The organism is Lonsdalea britannica (assembly GCF_946477055.1).
In the GTDB taxonomy this organism is placed as follows: domain Bacteria; phylum Pseudomonadota; class Gammaproteobacteria; order Enterobacterales; family Enterobacteriaceae; genus Lonsdalea; species Lonsdalea britannica_A.
Genome location: NZ_CAMKXG010000009.1, coordinates 1 through 13,663 on the forward strand (window position 1 = coordinate 1; position 13,663 = coordinate 13,663).

13 protein-coding genes and 1 pseudogene are annotated in these 13,663 nt (G+C 58.5%); 12 read left to right on the top strand and 2 right to left on the bottom strand.

Annotation, left to right across the window (positions count from 1 at the left end; translation table 11 throughout):
- Positions 1 to 1,315: pseudogene (locus Q7O77_RS01550) on the bottom strand (two-component system sensor histidine kinase KdbD); the annotation flags it as partial.
- A gap of 295 nt (positions 1,316 to 1,610) precedes the next feature.
- Between Q7O77_RS01550 and Q7O77_RS01555 the strand changes: the two are divergent.
- The 8 genes from Q7O77_RS01555 to nei all read left to right on the top strand — a co-directional run bounded on the left by Q7O77_RS01555 (position 1,611) and on the right by nei (position 8,342).
- A complete protein-coding gene (locus Q7O77_RS01555) occupies positions 1,611 to 1,817 on the top strand; it encodes a YbfA family protein (RefSeq protein ID WP_085652450.1) in 207 nt (68 codons plus the stop codon).
- A 148-nt stretch (positions 1,818 to 1,965) separates the two neighbouring features.
- A complete protein-coding gene (locus Q7O77_RS01560; protein ID WP_304162834.1) occupies positions 1,966 to 2,925 on the top strand; it encodes a 2-thiouracil desulfurase family protein in 960 nt (319 codons plus the stop codon).
- Between the two features lie 22 nt (positions 2,926 to 2,947).
- Entirely contained in the window at positions 2,948 to 4,372 is a 1,425-nt protein-coding gene (phrB, locus tag Q7O77_RS01565; RefSeq protein ID WP_304162836.1) for a deoxyribodipyrimidine photo-lyase, read from the top strand.
- Positions 4,373 to 4,395: 23 nt separating this feature from the next.
- Positions 4,396 to 5,139, top strand: coding sequence for a type 2 GTP cyclohydrolase I (locus Q7O77_RS01570; protein WP_304162838.1), 744 nt, complete (start codon positions 4,396 to 4,398; stop codon positions 5,137 to 5,139).
- 76 nt (positions 5,140 to 5,215) lie between these two features.
- Positions 5,216 to 5,872, top strand: coding sequence for a 5-oxoprolinase subunit PxpB (gene pxpB / locus Q7O77_RS01575; RefSeq protein ID WP_304162839.1), 657 nt, complete (start codon positions 5,216 to 5,218; stop codon positions 5,870 to 5,872).
- Positions 5,866 to 6,795, top strand: coding sequence for a 5-oxoprolinase subunit PxpC (gene pxpC / locus Q7O77_RS01580; RefSeq protein ID WP_304162841.1), 930 nt, complete (start codon positions 5,866 to 5,868; stop codon positions 6,793 to 6,795). Before pxpB ends, pxpC begins: the two co-directional genes overlap by 7 nt.
- Positions 6,785 to 7,522 (top strand): 5-oxoprolinase subunit PxpA, encoded by a 738-nt coding sequence (gene pxpA / locus Q7O77_RS01585; RefSeq protein WP_304162843.1) that lies wholly within the window; start codon positions 6,785 to 6,787, stop codon positions 7,520 to 7,522. The genes pxpC and pxpA overlap by 11 nt, the downstream gene beginning before the upstream one ends.
- Before the next feature lie 28 nt (positions 7,523 to 7,550).
- Positions 7,551 to 8,342 carry an endonuclease VIII gene (nei, locus tag Q7O77_RS01590; RefSeq protein WP_304162845.1) on the top strand — a complete coding sequence of 264 codons (792 nt, stop codon included), beginning with the start codon at positions 7,551 to 7,553 and terminating at the stop codon, positions 8,340 to 8,342.
- Between the two features lie 143 nt (positions 8,343 to 8,485).
- Here the strand turns inward: nei and Q7O77_RS01595 are convergent, their stop codons facing one another.
- Positions 8,486 to 9,772: a citrate synthase gene (locus tag Q7O77_RS01595; protein WP_304162847.1), complete on the bottom strand. Its 1,287-nt coding sequence runs from the start codon at positions 9,770 to 9,772 to the stop codon at positions 8,486 to 8,488.
- Between the two features lie 655 nt (positions 9,773 to 10,427).
- On the opposite strand from Q7O77_RS01595, the gene sdhC reads away from it, so the two are divergent.
- Genes sdhC through Q7O77_RS01615 form a run of 4 tightly spaced genes read left to right on the top strand, consistent with a single transcriptional unit; the run spans position 10,428 to position 13,658 of the window.
- On the top strand, positions 10,428 to 10,817 hold the full coding sequence (gene sdhC, locus Q7O77_RS01600; protein ID WP_304162849.1) for a succinate dehydrogenase cytochrome b556 subunit: 390 nt from the start codon (positions 10,428 to 10,430) through the stop codon (positions 10,815 to 10,817).
- A complete protein-coding gene (gene sdhD / locus Q7O77_RS01605) occupies positions 10,811 to 11,158 on the top strand; it encodes a succinate dehydrogenase membrane anchor subunit (protein ID WP_304162851.1) in 348 nt (115 codons plus the stop codon). The genes sdhC and sdhD overlap by 7 nt, the downstream gene beginning before the upstream one ends.
- Positions 11,158 to 12,924: a succinate dehydrogenase flavoprotein subunit gene (sdhA, locus tag Q7O77_RS01610; RefSeq protein WP_304162853.1), complete on the top strand. Its 1,767-nt coding sequence runs from the start codon at positions 11,158 to 11,160 to the stop codon at positions 12,922 to 12,924. Before sdhD ends, sdhA begins: the two co-directional genes overlap by 1 nt.
- Positions 12,925 to 12,941: 17 nt before the next feature.
- Positions 12,942 to 13,658, top strand: coding sequence for a succinate dehydrogenase iron-sulfur subunit (locus Q7O77_RS01615; protein ID WP_304162854.1), 717 nt, complete (start codon positions 12,942 to 12,944; stop codon positions 13,656 to 13,658).
- The last annotated feature ends 5 nt before the right edge of the window (positions 13,659 to 13,663 follow it).

The following is a 13,663-nucleotide window of genomic DNA, read 5'->3' on the forward strand; positions in this document are numbered from 1 at the left end:
CGAGCAGGTAGATCATCACCAGATTCACCGGCTCGAGCATGGCAAAAGGCGACCACAGCGCGAGCAACGTGATCGCGGCGCACAGGGCAACCGCCAGCGCACAGCCGTACAGCTGACGCCGCCATTTCTCCGTGAGACTCCGGTTGTCTTCAGGTTTGACCAGCGGCGGAGAAGGGGCATCCTGAACGGAAACCACCACCAGATCGAGGTCGGGTCCCAATAATCCCAGTTTCTCGGCGAAGCGCGCCCGACGCCAGCGTCCCCATCGGCGATCGGGGTGACGCCCGATCACGATTTTTCCCAGATTGTGCTCGCGCGCATAACGGAGGATGGCGTTTTCTACGGAGGGATCGGACAAGGTGGCCGTTTCGGCGCCCAAATCCTGCGCCAGCTTCAGCGCGCGCAAAATGGCCCGGCGGCGCGTTTCAGGCAGTCTGTGTAGCTGGGGCGTTTCCACGTACACCGCATGCCAGACGCCGCCCAGCCGTGCCGCCAAGCGGGCGGCGGTGCGCACCAGTTTTTCGTTACCCGCGTCCTGACCGATGCACAGCAGAATCGCGTCGCGGGTGTGCCATACGCGTTCGTTGCCTTGAAGATCGCGCATCTCTCGCACCTGGTCATCCACGCGGTCAGCCAGCCGACGCAGGGCCAGCTCACGCAGCGCGACGAGATTGCCTTTGCGGAAGAAGTGCTCGATGGCGCGCTCCGCCTGTTGCGGAAGATACACCTTGCCTTCATGCAGGCGCTGGCGCAGGTCGTCCGGCGGCAAATCCACCAGCACGACTTCGTCCGCGTCGTCGAAGAACGGATCGGGGAGGGTTTCGCGCACGCGAATACCGGTTATTCCGCCCACGACATCATTGAGACTTTCGAGATGCTGCACGTTGACCGTCGTGAAGACATCGATCCCTGCGTCTAGCAACTCCTGCACATCCTGCCAACGCTTAGGGTGGCGGCTGCCGCGCAGGTTGCTGTGCGCCAGTTCGTCCACGAGGATCAGCGCGGGTCCGCGAGCCAGAGCCGCATCCAGATCGAACTCCTCATGCTCTCTGCCCGCCGCGCCGATTTTCTTCCCAGGCAGTAGCGGTAACCCCGCTAACTGGGCGAGGGTCTCCGCGCGTCCGTGGGTTTCCACCACGCCGACCAGCACATCCAGCCCTTGCTCCTTGAGACGTCGCGCTTCTTGCAGCATCGCGTAGGTTTTCCCTACGCCCGCGCTGGCGCCAAAAAAAATCTTCAGTTTGCCCCGGGGGGAGTCTCCAAGCTGGGACAGCAACGTATCCGGGTCGGGACGACGCGGTTCCTCGTGGGTCATGAACGGTCCTTATCGCAAGGGCTGAGTGAATCATCGGTTGGGTCTTACAGTAATACATGAGCGGCTGCGTTACCGCCAGAGTCCGGCGTCTCCTGTGTGTATTTCGCACCCGCGCGAGCGCGGGGAAGGGCAACGACGACGGTTTTTCCCTGATGAATTTTTCGGATAAATACGACCCGGTTTTTCTGGTCGGATGAGTGGCTAACCGGACGCAAAGGGGGTAAAGTTTTATCCTGCTGCAGTCACTCGTTTATCACTTGCGGGAGTGCTTCCCGCGCATCTTATTATTCGGAGGATGGTCATGTCATACGCTTACCCGCTCCACCGTATCGTTCTGCGCCGCAGCGCGGTCGTGCTTATTGGTCTGCTGGCGTTGCCGGTGATGTTGTTTCGACGCGATCGCGCCCGTTTCTACAGCTATCTGCACCGAGTATGGTTAAAAACCAGCGACGAACCGGTGTGGCACATGCAGTCAGAACACGCCGCCGGTCACTTTTATTGAGCGCAAGGCCTGCGACCCCGCTTTCCTCTCGTCTCCTTCGCGTCTGAAATCGTCAGGCGCGACGGCATGATTTTCCTCATCTTTCTCCTGACCCGCTTATAAATCCGCTATGCTATTGAGATAGCCATTTCTTTTGATGAGGCACCTCATGTCGAACTCGTTAATTCCCGTTGGCATAAGCGCCTGCCTGCTGGGAAATCAGGTCCGTTTCGATGGCGGACACAAGCGTTTTGGGTTTGCTGCGGACCAACTCACCCCCTATTTCAGCTTTGAGCCAATATGCCCTGAGATCGCGGTCGGGCTGCCGACGCCGCGCCCGGCGCTACGTCTGGTCAAGAATGAACACGATGAGATCGCGTTGCGCGCCAGCAATGGCAGCGATCTGGACGTCACCGAAGACATGCACGCCTTCTCGGCGAGCAAGGTGAGCGAACTGGGTCATCTGTGCGGCTATATCGTCTGCGCCAAATCCCCCAGTTGCGGCATGGAACGCGTACGCGTGTATGACGCCGATCAGAAAAATGCGCGGCGAAGCGGCGTCGGTCTTTTTACCGAACATCTGACGAAGGCCATGCCGTGGTTGCCTGTCGAAGAAAACGGCCGTCTGAATGACGCGGTGCTGCGTGAGAATTTCATCGAGCGGGTTTTCGCGCTGCATGAGTTAAATCAGCTGTGGCAGCAGGGGCTGACCCGTGGGCGGCTGATGGCGTTTCACAGCCGTTACAAGCTGCTGTTGTTGGCGCACTCCCAGCCGGAATATCGCACGTTGGGACGCTTCGTCGCCACGATGGATCAGTGGGAGTCTCTCGAGGCGTTCGCTGCGGAATACCGTCTGCGCTTGATGTCGCTGCTCTCGAATCCGGCGACCCGCCGCAATCACACCAACGTGCTCATGCATGTGCAGGGCTATTTCCGCAATCAGCTCAATACCTCGCAGCGTCAGGAGCTGACCCAGCTGATCGATCGCTATCGTCAAGGGGTGCAGCCGCTGCTCGCGCCGATTACGCTCCTGCGCCACTATCTGTCCGAATATCCGGACGATTATCTCGAACAGCAGCGCTATTTCTCGCCGTATCCCGAAGCGTTGCGCTTGCGGTACGGCTACTAGTTTTTTGTCACAAGGACTTATTATGACTACGCATTTGGTCTGGTTCCGCCACGATTTACGCATCAGCGACAATCTCGCGCTCCACGCCGCCTGTCAGGATAAAAAAGCCCGTGTGATCGGGCTGTTTATCGCCACGCCCCGCCAGTGGGCTAACCATGAGATGGCCGAACGTCAGGCCGCGTTTATGTTCGAAAACCTACAGCGGCTCCAGCAGTCTCTGCACGATAAAGGCATCCCGCTTTACTACCAGCAGTGCGGCGACTTTAACGACAGCGTCGATGTACTGGCCGAGTTTTGCCAGCAGGAGCAGGTGACGAACCTGTTCTACAACTATCAGTACGAGCTGAATGAACGCCAGCGTGACCGAAAGATGGAGCAGGCGCTGGATGGCAAGGTCGTTTGTCAGGGCTTCGATGACAGCCTGCTGTTACCCCCCGGCAGCGTCATGACGGGCGACGGTAAGATGTATCGCGTCTTTACTCCGTTCAGTAAGGCGTTCGTTAAGCGGTTGCAGCAGAGCGAAACCGCCTGCGTGCCAGCCCCAGCTTCACGCGGCAAGATGACGGATGATGTCCCGCCGGTGAAGCCATTTGACTACCCGTCAACCTCGGTGTCCGACGATTTCCCGGCCGGAGAAGAGGCCGCGCAGCAGCGGTTGCGCCAGTTCTGTCGCCAGAAGGCCGACAGCTATGCTTCCCAGCGCGATATCCCCGCCGCGCCCGGCACCAGCCAACTGTCGCCGTATCTGGCGATCGGCGTCATCTCACCGCGGCAGTGTCTCGAAGGGCTTCTCGCCGAGTATCCCGATACGCTGCGTCAGCCTGACAGCAGCGCCTTTGTGTGGTTTAACGAACTGATCTGGCGAGAATTCTATCGTCACCTGATGGTTTATAGCCCCGAGCTGTGCCGCCATCAGCCATTTATTGCATGGACGAAGCAGGTCGAGTGGCGGGACGATCCCAAGGGGCTCAAAGCCTGGCAGGAGGGCCGCACCGGCTATCCCATCGTGGACGCGGGCATGCGTCAGCTAAACCACACCGGCTGGATGCATAACCGGCTGCGTATGATCTGCGCCAGCTTCCTCATTAAGGATCTGCTGATTGACTGGCGTGAGGGAGAGCGGTATTTCATGAGCCAACTGGTGGACGGCGATCTGGCCGCCAACAACGGCGGCTGGCAGTGGGCCGCGTCGACCGGGACCGACTCTGCGCCTTACTTCCGCATATTCAATCCGACCACGCAGGGTGAACGCTTCGACCCGGACGGCGATTTTATCCGGCATTGGGTGCCGGAGCTGGCGAAAGTACCCGGCAAGTCGATCCACAACCCGCAGCGGTGGGCGGAACAGCAGGGGCATAAGCTCGATTACCCGGCGCCTATCGTCGACCATAAACAGGCGAGAACCCGCACGCTGGCGGCGTTCGAGGCTGCAAAAAACAAACAATAAAAGATCAGGGAGCCGTTTTACCTATGCGTAATACCGAACTGGAAACCGTCATTGACCGATTTCTGAATGTATCTTCTTTTTCCGACTATGCCCCGAATGGGTTGCAGGTCGAAGGCCGCAGCGACGTGAAACGTATCGTCACTGGGGTGACCGCCTGTCAGGCGTTGCTGGATGCCGCCGTGGCGCAGCAGGCTGATGCGGTGCTGGTGCATCACGGCTACTTTTGGAAAAGCGAGCCAGCGGTGATTCGCGGTATGAAACGTCGGCGTTTGAAAACGCTGTTGGCCAACGACATCAATCTGTACGGCTATCACCTGCCGCTGGATGCGCACCCTGAGATCGGCAACAACGCCTGTCTGGCGAAGATGCTGAATATCACGCCGTTGGGCGAGATTGAATCGCTGCTGCCTTATGGCGAGCTGCAACAGCCGCAGAGCGGCGATGAACTGCGCCACCAGTTGGAAGAGGCGTTAGGTCGTTCGGTGCTGCACTGCGGCGATCATGCTCCGGCGATGATCAAACGCGTGGCCTGGTGTACCGGCGGCGGGCAAGGGTTTATCGATCAGGCCGCTGATTTCGGCGTGGATGCGTTTATTACCGGTGAAGTGTCCGAAAAGACGGTGCATACCGCGCGAGAAATGGGGCTTCACTTCTATGCCGCAGGGCATCACGCCACGGAAAGAGCCGGAATTCGCGCGCTGGGCGAGTGGCTGGCGCAGCAGCATGGCTTTGACGTGACCTTTATCGATATTCCCAACCCGGCCTAATGGACCGTCGTCGCTGGGGATGAGGCTGGGCGACGGCGATGCGGCGCCACAGCGGACGTTTTCTGGGGAGGTAAGGATGCAACAGGTTCGCTGTTATCTGCTGGGCGAAAGTGCGGTGGTGCTCGAGTTGGCGCCCCCGGTTTCGCTGCAAAGTCAGCAACGTATCTGGGCCCTCGCGGAGCGCTTGCGCGGGGAAAGCGGGGTGGAAGAAGTCATCCCCGGCATGAATAATCTGACGGTGATTCTGGCGCAGCCGGTGTTTGCGCCGACGGCCGTATTAGCCCAGCTTCGTCATGCCTGGGATGAGAGCGCGGCGCAGCCTCAGGCTTCACGCGACATCGACATTCCGGTGATCTACGGCGGGACGCACGGGCCGGATCTGGCGCATGTCGCGGCACACTGTGGTATGACGCCGCGTCAGGTCGTTGAGTGTCATGCCGCCACGCGCTACACCGTTTACTTCATCGGTTTTCAGCCAGGCTTCGCCTATCTGGGCGATCTGGATGTGCGGCTGCATACCCCGCGTCGCGCAGAACCTCGTGTGAAAGTGCCTGTCGGTTCCGTCGGTATTGGCGGGCATCAGACCGGTATTTATCCTCTATCGACTCCCGGCGGTTGGCAACTGATTGGCCGTACCGAACTTTCGCTGTTCACGCCTGAATCGACGCCGCCGACGTTGCTGCGTCCGGGCGATCGGGTTCGCTTCGTTCCACAGCGGGAGGGACTATGCTGACGATAATTCGGGCGGGTTTACAAACCACGGTTCAGGATGCGGGTCGTTTCGGCTATCGCCAGTTCGGCATCGGTCAATGCGGCGCGTTGGATGTGCCTGCGCTGAGCATCGCTAACCTGCTGGTCGGCAACGCGGCCGATACGGCCGCGCTGGAAATTACGCTCGGCCAGTTTACGGCCAAATTCAACCGCCGATGCTGGATCGCGCTGAGTGGGGCGGATGCTCGCGCGGAGCTGGACGGTCAAACGCTGTGGACCGGGTGGCGCTATCCGGTGGAACCGGGACAGACGCTGCATCTGGGGATGCCGCGGCACGGTATGCGCAGCTATCTGGCGATTTCCGGCGGCATTGATGTGCCTGAGGTGTTGGGCTCGCGAAGCACCGATCTCAAAGCGGCATTCGGCGGCTTGGCGGGACGTCCGCTGGCTGACGGCGATCGCCTGCCATTGGGCGTTTCGCAACGACTACCGGCCAAGCCGGTCGGCATAAAACAGCTGTTGTTCCATAACCGGGTTCGGGTCTTGACGGGGCCGGAGTATCAGGAGTTCAGCGAAGTCGCGCATGACGAATTTTGGCGCACCGGCTGGCAGTTGAGCCCCCAAAGCAACCGGATGGGATATCGGTTGCAGGGGCCAGAGCTGGAGCGCGTTTCCCACCGCGAGATATTGTCTCACGGCGTGTTACCAGGGGTGATTCAAGTACCGCACAACGGCAAACCTATCGTCCTGATGTCGGACGCTCAGACGACCGGCGGTTATCCGTGCATCGCCAGCGTGATCGCCGCCGATCTTTACCATCTGGCGCAGATCCGTCTGGGAGAATCGGTGCATTTCGTTCACTGCTCGCTGTCTGAGGCTCGGCAGGCATGGCTGACTCAACGGCGTTATCTGGAACAACTGGCTTGGAGGCTACATGGTGATTGACTTGAACGCGGATCTGGGAGAAGGCGGGAAACATGACGAGGCGCTGTTGCAGTTGATTAGCTCAGCCAACATCGCCTGCGGCTTTCATGCGGGCGATGCGCAGACGATGCATCGTTCGGTGCGCTCGGCCATCAAATACGGCGTCACCATCGGCGCGCATCCGGGCTATCCCGACCGGGAACATTTCGGCCGCCGGGCCTTGCAGCTTTCACCCGACGCGGTCTTTGCCCAAGTCGTTTATCAGGTGGGGGCTCTGGCGGCGTTGGTCAAAGCGGAGGGCGCACGCATGTTCCACGTTAAGCCCCACGGTATGCTTTACAATCAGGCCGCGAAAGATCCGCAACTGGCGGACGCGATCGCCAGAGCGGTCAAGGTGGTCGATCCCTTGCTGCATCTGGTTGGACTGGCGGGTAGCGAGCTGATTAACGCCGGAAAACGCTACGGGTTAAAGACGCGCGAGGAAGTGTTCGCCGACCGCAGTTATCAGGCCGACGGCACACTGGTGCCGCGTGACCAGAGCAGCGCGCTGATCACCAGCGACGAACTGGCGCTGGCACAGACCCTTGAAATGATCCAACGCCAGCGAGTGCGCGCCACCGACGGCAGTTGGGTGCCGGTGAAAGCCGATACGGTATGCCTGCACGGCGATGGCGACCATGCGCTGCAGTTCGCCAGCAAGTTGCATCACAGTTTCGCGCAGTACGGCATTCGTATCGCCGCCTGCTGAGGAAAGACTATCAACGGGAGCGGAAGTTATGCCGGAAGGCCCTGAAATCCGCCGTGCGGCGGATACGCTGTCGACGGCTATCGTCGGGAAAACACTGACCGCCGCCTGGTTTGCGTTTCCCGCATTGAAAATCTACGAACAACGACTGGCAGGGACGCAGGTGACGCAGATTGTGACCCGAGGCAAGGCCCTGCTGACCTGTTTTTCCAACGATATGGTGCTGTATAGCCACAATCAGCTGTACGGCGTTTGGCGCGTGGGACTTCCCGAAACGTTGCCGGAAACCAAGCGCGACCTGCGCGTTAGGCTGACGACGGCCGATAGCGCCGTGTCTCTGTATAGCGCGTCGGATATCGACATGCTGACCACGGAGCAACTGGCGACGCATCCTTTCTTGCAACGCATTGGTCCGGACGTGCTCGATATGACGGTAACGGCTGAACAGGTGCAGGAACGGCTGCTATCGCCCCGTTTCCGCCGTCGTCAGTTTAGCGGGTTGTTGCTGGATCAGACTTTCCTGGCTGGACTCGGAAACTATCTGCGAGCGGAAATCCTGTGGCAGGCCGAGTTGGCGCCGCAGCATCGCGCCGCGGATTTGTCGCCAGAACAATTGATGGCCCTCAGTCAGGCTCTGCTGGAGATCCCTCGTTTGTCGTATCGGACGCGCGGCGAAGGGGATGAACGACGATATCACGGCGCCGTATTCCGCTTTCGCGTTTTCCATCGCGCCGGTAAACCCTGCGCGCGCTGCGGCCATCTTATTGAGCGCACGGTGCTATCGTCGCGACCGTTTTATGGGTGTTCCCATTGCCAACGCTAGCGAGGCAAGGCCGAGAGTAGGGACGGAATAGTCGCGCGTGACATTTATCTGACGACGGTTGTTTGCTGAGAAGCGGAAAGACGAGAAAGAAGAAGAGAATATCGCCCCGAGCTGAATACCTCCGGCTCGGGGCGATGTCTTAATTAGTGCTCTTTCACCTCAGGGTCGAAATCGCGTCGTTCGTAACCGGTGTACAGCTGACGTGGACGGGCGATTTTCAGACCTTCGCCGTGCATCTCACTCCAGTGGGCAATCCAGCCGACCGTGCGCGCCATCGCAAAGATGACGGTAAACATCGACGACGGAATGCCCATCGCTTTCAGAATGATGCCGGAGTAAAAGTCCACGTTCGGGTAGAGTTTGCGCTCGATGAAGTACGGATCGTTCAGGGCGATGTGCTCCAGCTCCATCGCCACTTCCAGCAAATCGTCCTTGGTTTTCAGCTCCTTGAGCACTTCGTGGCAGGTTTTACGCATGACGGTGGCGCGCGGGTCATAGTTTTTGTACACGCGGTGGCCGAATCCCATCAGGCGGAACGAATCGTTTTTGTCTTTCGCTCGCTCGATGAATTCCGGGATGTGTTTGACGGAACTGATCTCTTCCAGCATGCGCAGACAGGCTTCGTTAGCGCCGCCGTGGGCGGGTCCCCATAGCGATGCGATACCGGCGGCGATACAGGCGAACGGGTTGGCGCCGGACGAACCTGCCGTGCGGACGGTCGAGGTCGAGGCGTTCTGCTCATGGTCTGCATGCAGGATCAAAATTTTGTCCATGGCGCGTTCCAGCACCGGATTCACCACGTAGTCTTCACACGGCGTGGCGAACATCATGTGCAGGAAGTTGCCCGCATAGGAGAGATCGTTACGCGGGTAGATGAACGGCTGGCCCAGCGAGTATTTGTAGCACATGGCGGCGACGGTCGGCATTTTAGACAGCAGACGATAGGCGGCGATCTCGCGGTGCCGCGCATTGCTGATGTCCAGCGAGTCGTGATAGAAGGCGGCCAGCGCGCCGGTCACGCCGCACAGCACCGCCATCGGGTGCGAGTCGCGGCGGAAACCATGAAACAGGCGGGTAATCTGCTCGTGGATCATGGTGTGGCGGGTAACGATGGTTTTGAATTCGTCGTACTGCGCCTGCGAGGGCGCTTCTCCGAACAGCAGCAGATAACACACTTCCAGGTAGTTGGACTTCTCCGCCAGCTGATCGATGGGATAGCCCCGGTGCAGCAGAATGCCTTTTTCGCCGTCGATAAAGGTGATTTTGGACTCGCAGGACGCCGTGGAGGTGAAACCCGGATCGAACGTGAAATAACCTTTTGCACCGAGGCTGCGGATATCGATCTCGTCGTAACCGAGCGTACCGGACAGGACATCAAGCGCAATAGGCTCTTGACCGTCGATGGTAATCGTTGCGTGTTTGTCAGCCATTTTACATTCTCCTTAGCGTTTTAATTGACGACATTGCTCACCGTGACAGCGAGTCATCCTACCTGGGAGAGGCGACCGGAAGCCGGCTGGCATGACTCGGTAAAAACCGGTTGTTCAGGACGAGCCGTCGGCGGTGATTTCCCGCTAAGCGCAGGGGAGTAGCCGCCCTGTGCTTGCCGGTCATCCGGCGCGTCGTCCTGAATTCATTGTAGTCATACCGATGACTTTTACGTGGACTCTTTCGACACTGTTACACAACCCGCGACAATCGAAAAGGGCCGTCTATCGCCTTTGATATCAGTCACAAGCCCCAAAAACCACTTGTAAAATTAATGTTTAATAATCACCTATAACACTGATTTATTTTTAATAAATTGTTAAATGCGTGATCTAATTCACCATTCACAGCAAATTCCCTCAAACTCTATGTGTGCTATTTGTAATGATATTGTGAAGCACCTATACTTTTTTCAGGTCTCCGGAACACCCTGCAGTAGGAGCACCCAGCGTGATAGGTTTGCGCCGCCCAGGCTTGAAATTGGCTGACGGAGCGTGCGGCGAAATAAGGAGATGCCCGACTTATCTTCCTTTCATCAACCTCTCATGCTGTCTGACCCCCACAACAGGTCCGGAGTAAGAAAATAATAAAAGTTGTGTGGGCGAACCTGTGAAAAAACAAAGACCTGTCAATCTGGATCTGCAAACGATCCATTTTCCCGCTACTGCGGTAGCCTCCATTCTCCATCGCGTTTCCGGCGTTATCACCTTTGTTTCCATCGGTATCCTGCTGTGGCTGCTGGGTCTTTCTCTGTCTTCCGAAGACGGCTTCATGCAGGCGGCGTCCATCATGGATAGCGTCATCGTCAAGTTGGTCGTCTGGGGTATTTTGACCGCGCTGGCCTACCATGTTGTGGGCGGTTTGCGTCATTTGTTAATGGATTTCGGCGGAATCGAAGAAACCTTCGCCTCGGGTGAACGCTCCGCATGGATTGCTTTTGTTATTACTGTCGTGCTTTCAATCTTGTCTGGAGTCCTTGTATGGTAAGCAATGCTTCTGCACTCGGGCGTAATGGAGTACACGATTGGTTATTACTTCGCGCTGCTGCCATCGTCATCGTGCTGTACGTTTTGTATCTCGTGGGTTTTTTCGTCACCGTGCCTGAACTCACCTATCCCCTCTGGCGTGATTTCTTCGCCCTGCGTCTCACCAAAGTGCTCACTCTGCTGACCCTGCTGTCGATTCTGGTGCATGCCTGGATCGGTCTGTGGCAGGTGTTGACCGACTACGTCAAACCGCTGGCCGTTCGGCTCACGTTACAGTTGGCGGTGGTGGTCGTGCTGATGGTGTATGTCATTTATGGAACGATTGTGGTGTGGGGGGCATAATGAATCTGCCAGTCAGAGAGTTTGATGCAGTGGTCGTAGGCGCGGGCGGTGCAGGTATGCGCGCCGCGTTGCAAATTTCCCAGATGGGGTTGTCTTGCGCCCTGATTTCCAAGGTGTTTCCGACGCGTTCTCACACCGTTTCCGCACAGGGCGGCATTACGGTCGCGCTGGGGAATACCCACGAAGATAACTGGCAATGGCATATGTATGACACGGTAAAGGGATCCGACTATATCGGCGATCAGAATGCCATCGAGTACATGTGCAAGACCGGCCCGGAGGCCGTGCTGGAGCTGGAACACATGGGACTGCCGTTTTCGCGGCTGGATGACGGGCGTATTTATCAGCGTCCGTTCGGCGGTCAGTCGAAAAACTTCGGCGGCGAGCAGGCGGCGCGTACCGCAGCGGCGGCCGACCGCACGGGACATGCGCTGTTGCACACGCTGTATCAGCAAAACCTGAAAAACCACACCACCATCTTTTCCGAATGGTACGCGCTGGATCTGGTGAAAAATCAGGACGGTGCGGTGGTGGGCTGCACGGCGATTTGTATCGAGACCGGCGAAGTCGTCTATTTCAAGGCTCGTGCGACGGTGCTGGCGACCGGCGGCGCAGGGCGTATCTATCAGTCGACCACCAATGCGCACATCAACACCGGCGACGGGGTGGGCATGGCGCTGCGCGCCGGGGTTCCGGTGCAGGACATGGAGATGTGGCAGTTCCATCCGACAGGGATCGCGGGGGCGGGCGTGCTGGTCACTGAAGGCTGCCGCGGTGAGGGTGGCTATCTGCTGAATAAAGACGGCGAACGTTTTATGGAGCGTTATGCTCCGAACGCGAAAGATCTGGCGGGTCGAGACGTTGTCGCACGCTCCATCATGATTGAAATCCGCGAAGGCCGCGGCTGCGACGGTCCGTGGGGGCCGCACGTTAAGCTGAAGCTCGACCACCTCGGCAAAGAAGTCCTGGAGTCCCGCCTGCCGGGGATTCTGGAACTGTCTCGCACCTTCGCCCACGTCGACCCGGTGAAAGAGCCGATCCCGGTCATTCCGACCTGTCACTACATGATGGGCGGCATCCCCACCAAAATCACCGGTCAGGCGCTGACCGTCAACGAACGAGGGGAGGACGTGGTAATCCCCGGCCTGTTCGCCGTGGGGGAAATCGCCTGTGTCTCAGTACACGGCGCCAACCGTCTCGGCGGCAACTCGCTGCTCGACCTGGTGGTGTTCGGCCGCGCCGTGGGGATGCACCTTGACGCGTCGTTGTCTGAGCAGGGCGCCAGCCGCGATGCCAGCGAGTCGGATATCGAAGCCTCGCTGACGCGCCTCAACCGCTGGAACAACAATCGCGATGGAGAAAGTCCGGTGGAGATCCGTCGGGCGCTGCAAGAGTGTATGCAGCATAACTTCTCCGTCTTCCGCGAAGCCGATGCGATGGCGCAGGGGCTTGAGGAGCTGAAAGCCATCCGCGAGCGATTGCAACACGCCCGTCTGGACGACACCTCGCAGGAGTTCAACACCCAGCGTATCGAGTGCCTGGAGCTGGATAACCTGATGGATACCGCTTTTGCTACCGCGCTGGCCGCCAACTATCGTACTGAGAGCCGCGGCGCACACAGCCGATCCGACCATCCCGATCGCGACGACGAACACTGGCTTTGCCACACGCTGTATCTGCCGGACACCGAAAGCATGACGCGCCGTGAGGTGAACATGCAACCGACGCTGCGTGAGGCATTCCCGCCGAAAGCGCGTACCTATTAAAGGACGGAGAGACAGCGATGAAACTTGAATTTTCGATTTATCGTTACAACCCGGACAGTGATAATGCCCCGCGGATGCAGGACTACCAGCTGGAGGCCGACGAAGGCACGGATATGATGTTGCTCGACGCATTAATCCAGCTGAAAGAGCAGGACCCGACTCTCACGTTTCGCCGCTCCTGCCGTGAGGGCGTATGCGGTTCGGACGGGGTCAACATCAATGGTAAAAACGGGCTGGCGTGCATCACGCCGATCTCTAGCCTGCGTCGCGGCAGCCACAAAATTGTGGTCCGTCCACTGCCGGGGTTGCCGGTTGTCCGTGATTTGGTGGTAGACATGGGGCAATTCTATGCCCAATATGAGAAAGTTAAACCTTACCTGTTGAATAATGGGAAGAATCCTCCGGCGCGTGAAAATTTGCAGTTGCCGCAGGATCGGGCGAAGCTGGATGGACTGTACGAATGCATCATGTGCGCCTGCTGTTCCACCTCGTGTCCGTCCTTCTGGTGGAACCCAGACAAGTTCATCGGTCCGGCCGGATTACTGACGGCGTACCGCTTCCTGATAGATGACCGCGATACGGAAACCCAAGCGCGTCTCGATGGACTGGACGACGCTTTCAGCGTGTTCCGCTGCCACAGCATCATGAACTGCGTCAGCGTATGTCCCAAAGGGTTGAATCCGACGCGCGCCATCGGCCATATCAAGTCGATGTTGTTGCAGCGCGGCGCCTGATGACC

Bases quoted from the DNA above. Each gene is read 5' to 3' on its own strand.
- Q7O77_RS01555 (WP_085652450.1), top strand. From the start codon at position 1,611: ATGGTCATGTCATACGCTTACCCGCTCCACCGTATCGTTCTGCGCCGC.
- Q7O77_RS01560 (WP_304162834.1), top strand. From the start codon at position 1,966: ATGTCGAACTCGTTAATTCCCGTTGGCATAAGCGCCTGCCTGCTGGGA.
- phrB (WP_304162836.1), top strand. From the start codon at position 2,948: ATGACTACGCATTTGGTCTGGTTCCGCCACGATTTACGCATCAGCGAC.
- Q7O77_RS01570 (WP_304162838.1), top strand. From the start codon at position 4,396: ATGCGTAATACCGAACTGGAAACCGTCATTGACCGATTTCTGAATGTA.
- pxpB (WP_304162839.1), top strand. From the start codon at position 5,216: ATGCAACAGGTTCGCTGTTATCTGCTGGGCGAAAGTGCGGTGGTGCTC.
- pxpC (WP_304162841.1), top strand. From the start codon at position 5,866: ATGCTGACGATAATTCGGGCGGGTTTACAAACCACGGTTCAGGATGCG.
- pxpA (WP_304162843.1), top strand. From the start codon at position 6,785: ATGGTGATTGACTTGAACGCGGATCTGGGAGAAGGCGGGAAACATGAC.
- nei (WP_304162845.1), top strand. From the start codon at position 7,551: ATGCCGGAAGGCCCTGAAATCCGCCGTGCGGCGGATACGCTGTCGACG.
- Q7O77_RS01595 (WP_304162847.1), bottom strand. From the start codon at position 9,772: ATGGCTGACAAACACGCAACGATTACCATCGACGGTCAAGAGCCTATT.
- sdhD (WP_304162851.1), top strand. From the start codon at position 10,811: ATGGTAAGCAATGCTTCTGCACTCGGGCGTAATGGAGTACACGATTGG.
- sdhA (WP_304162853.1), top strand. From the start codon at position 11,158: ATGAATCTGCCAGTCAGAGAGTTTGATGCAGTGGTCGTAGGCGCGGGC.
- Q7O77_RS01615 (WP_304162854.1), top strand. From the start codon at position 12,942: ATGAAACTTGAATTTTCGATTTATCGTTACAACCCGGACAGTGATAAT.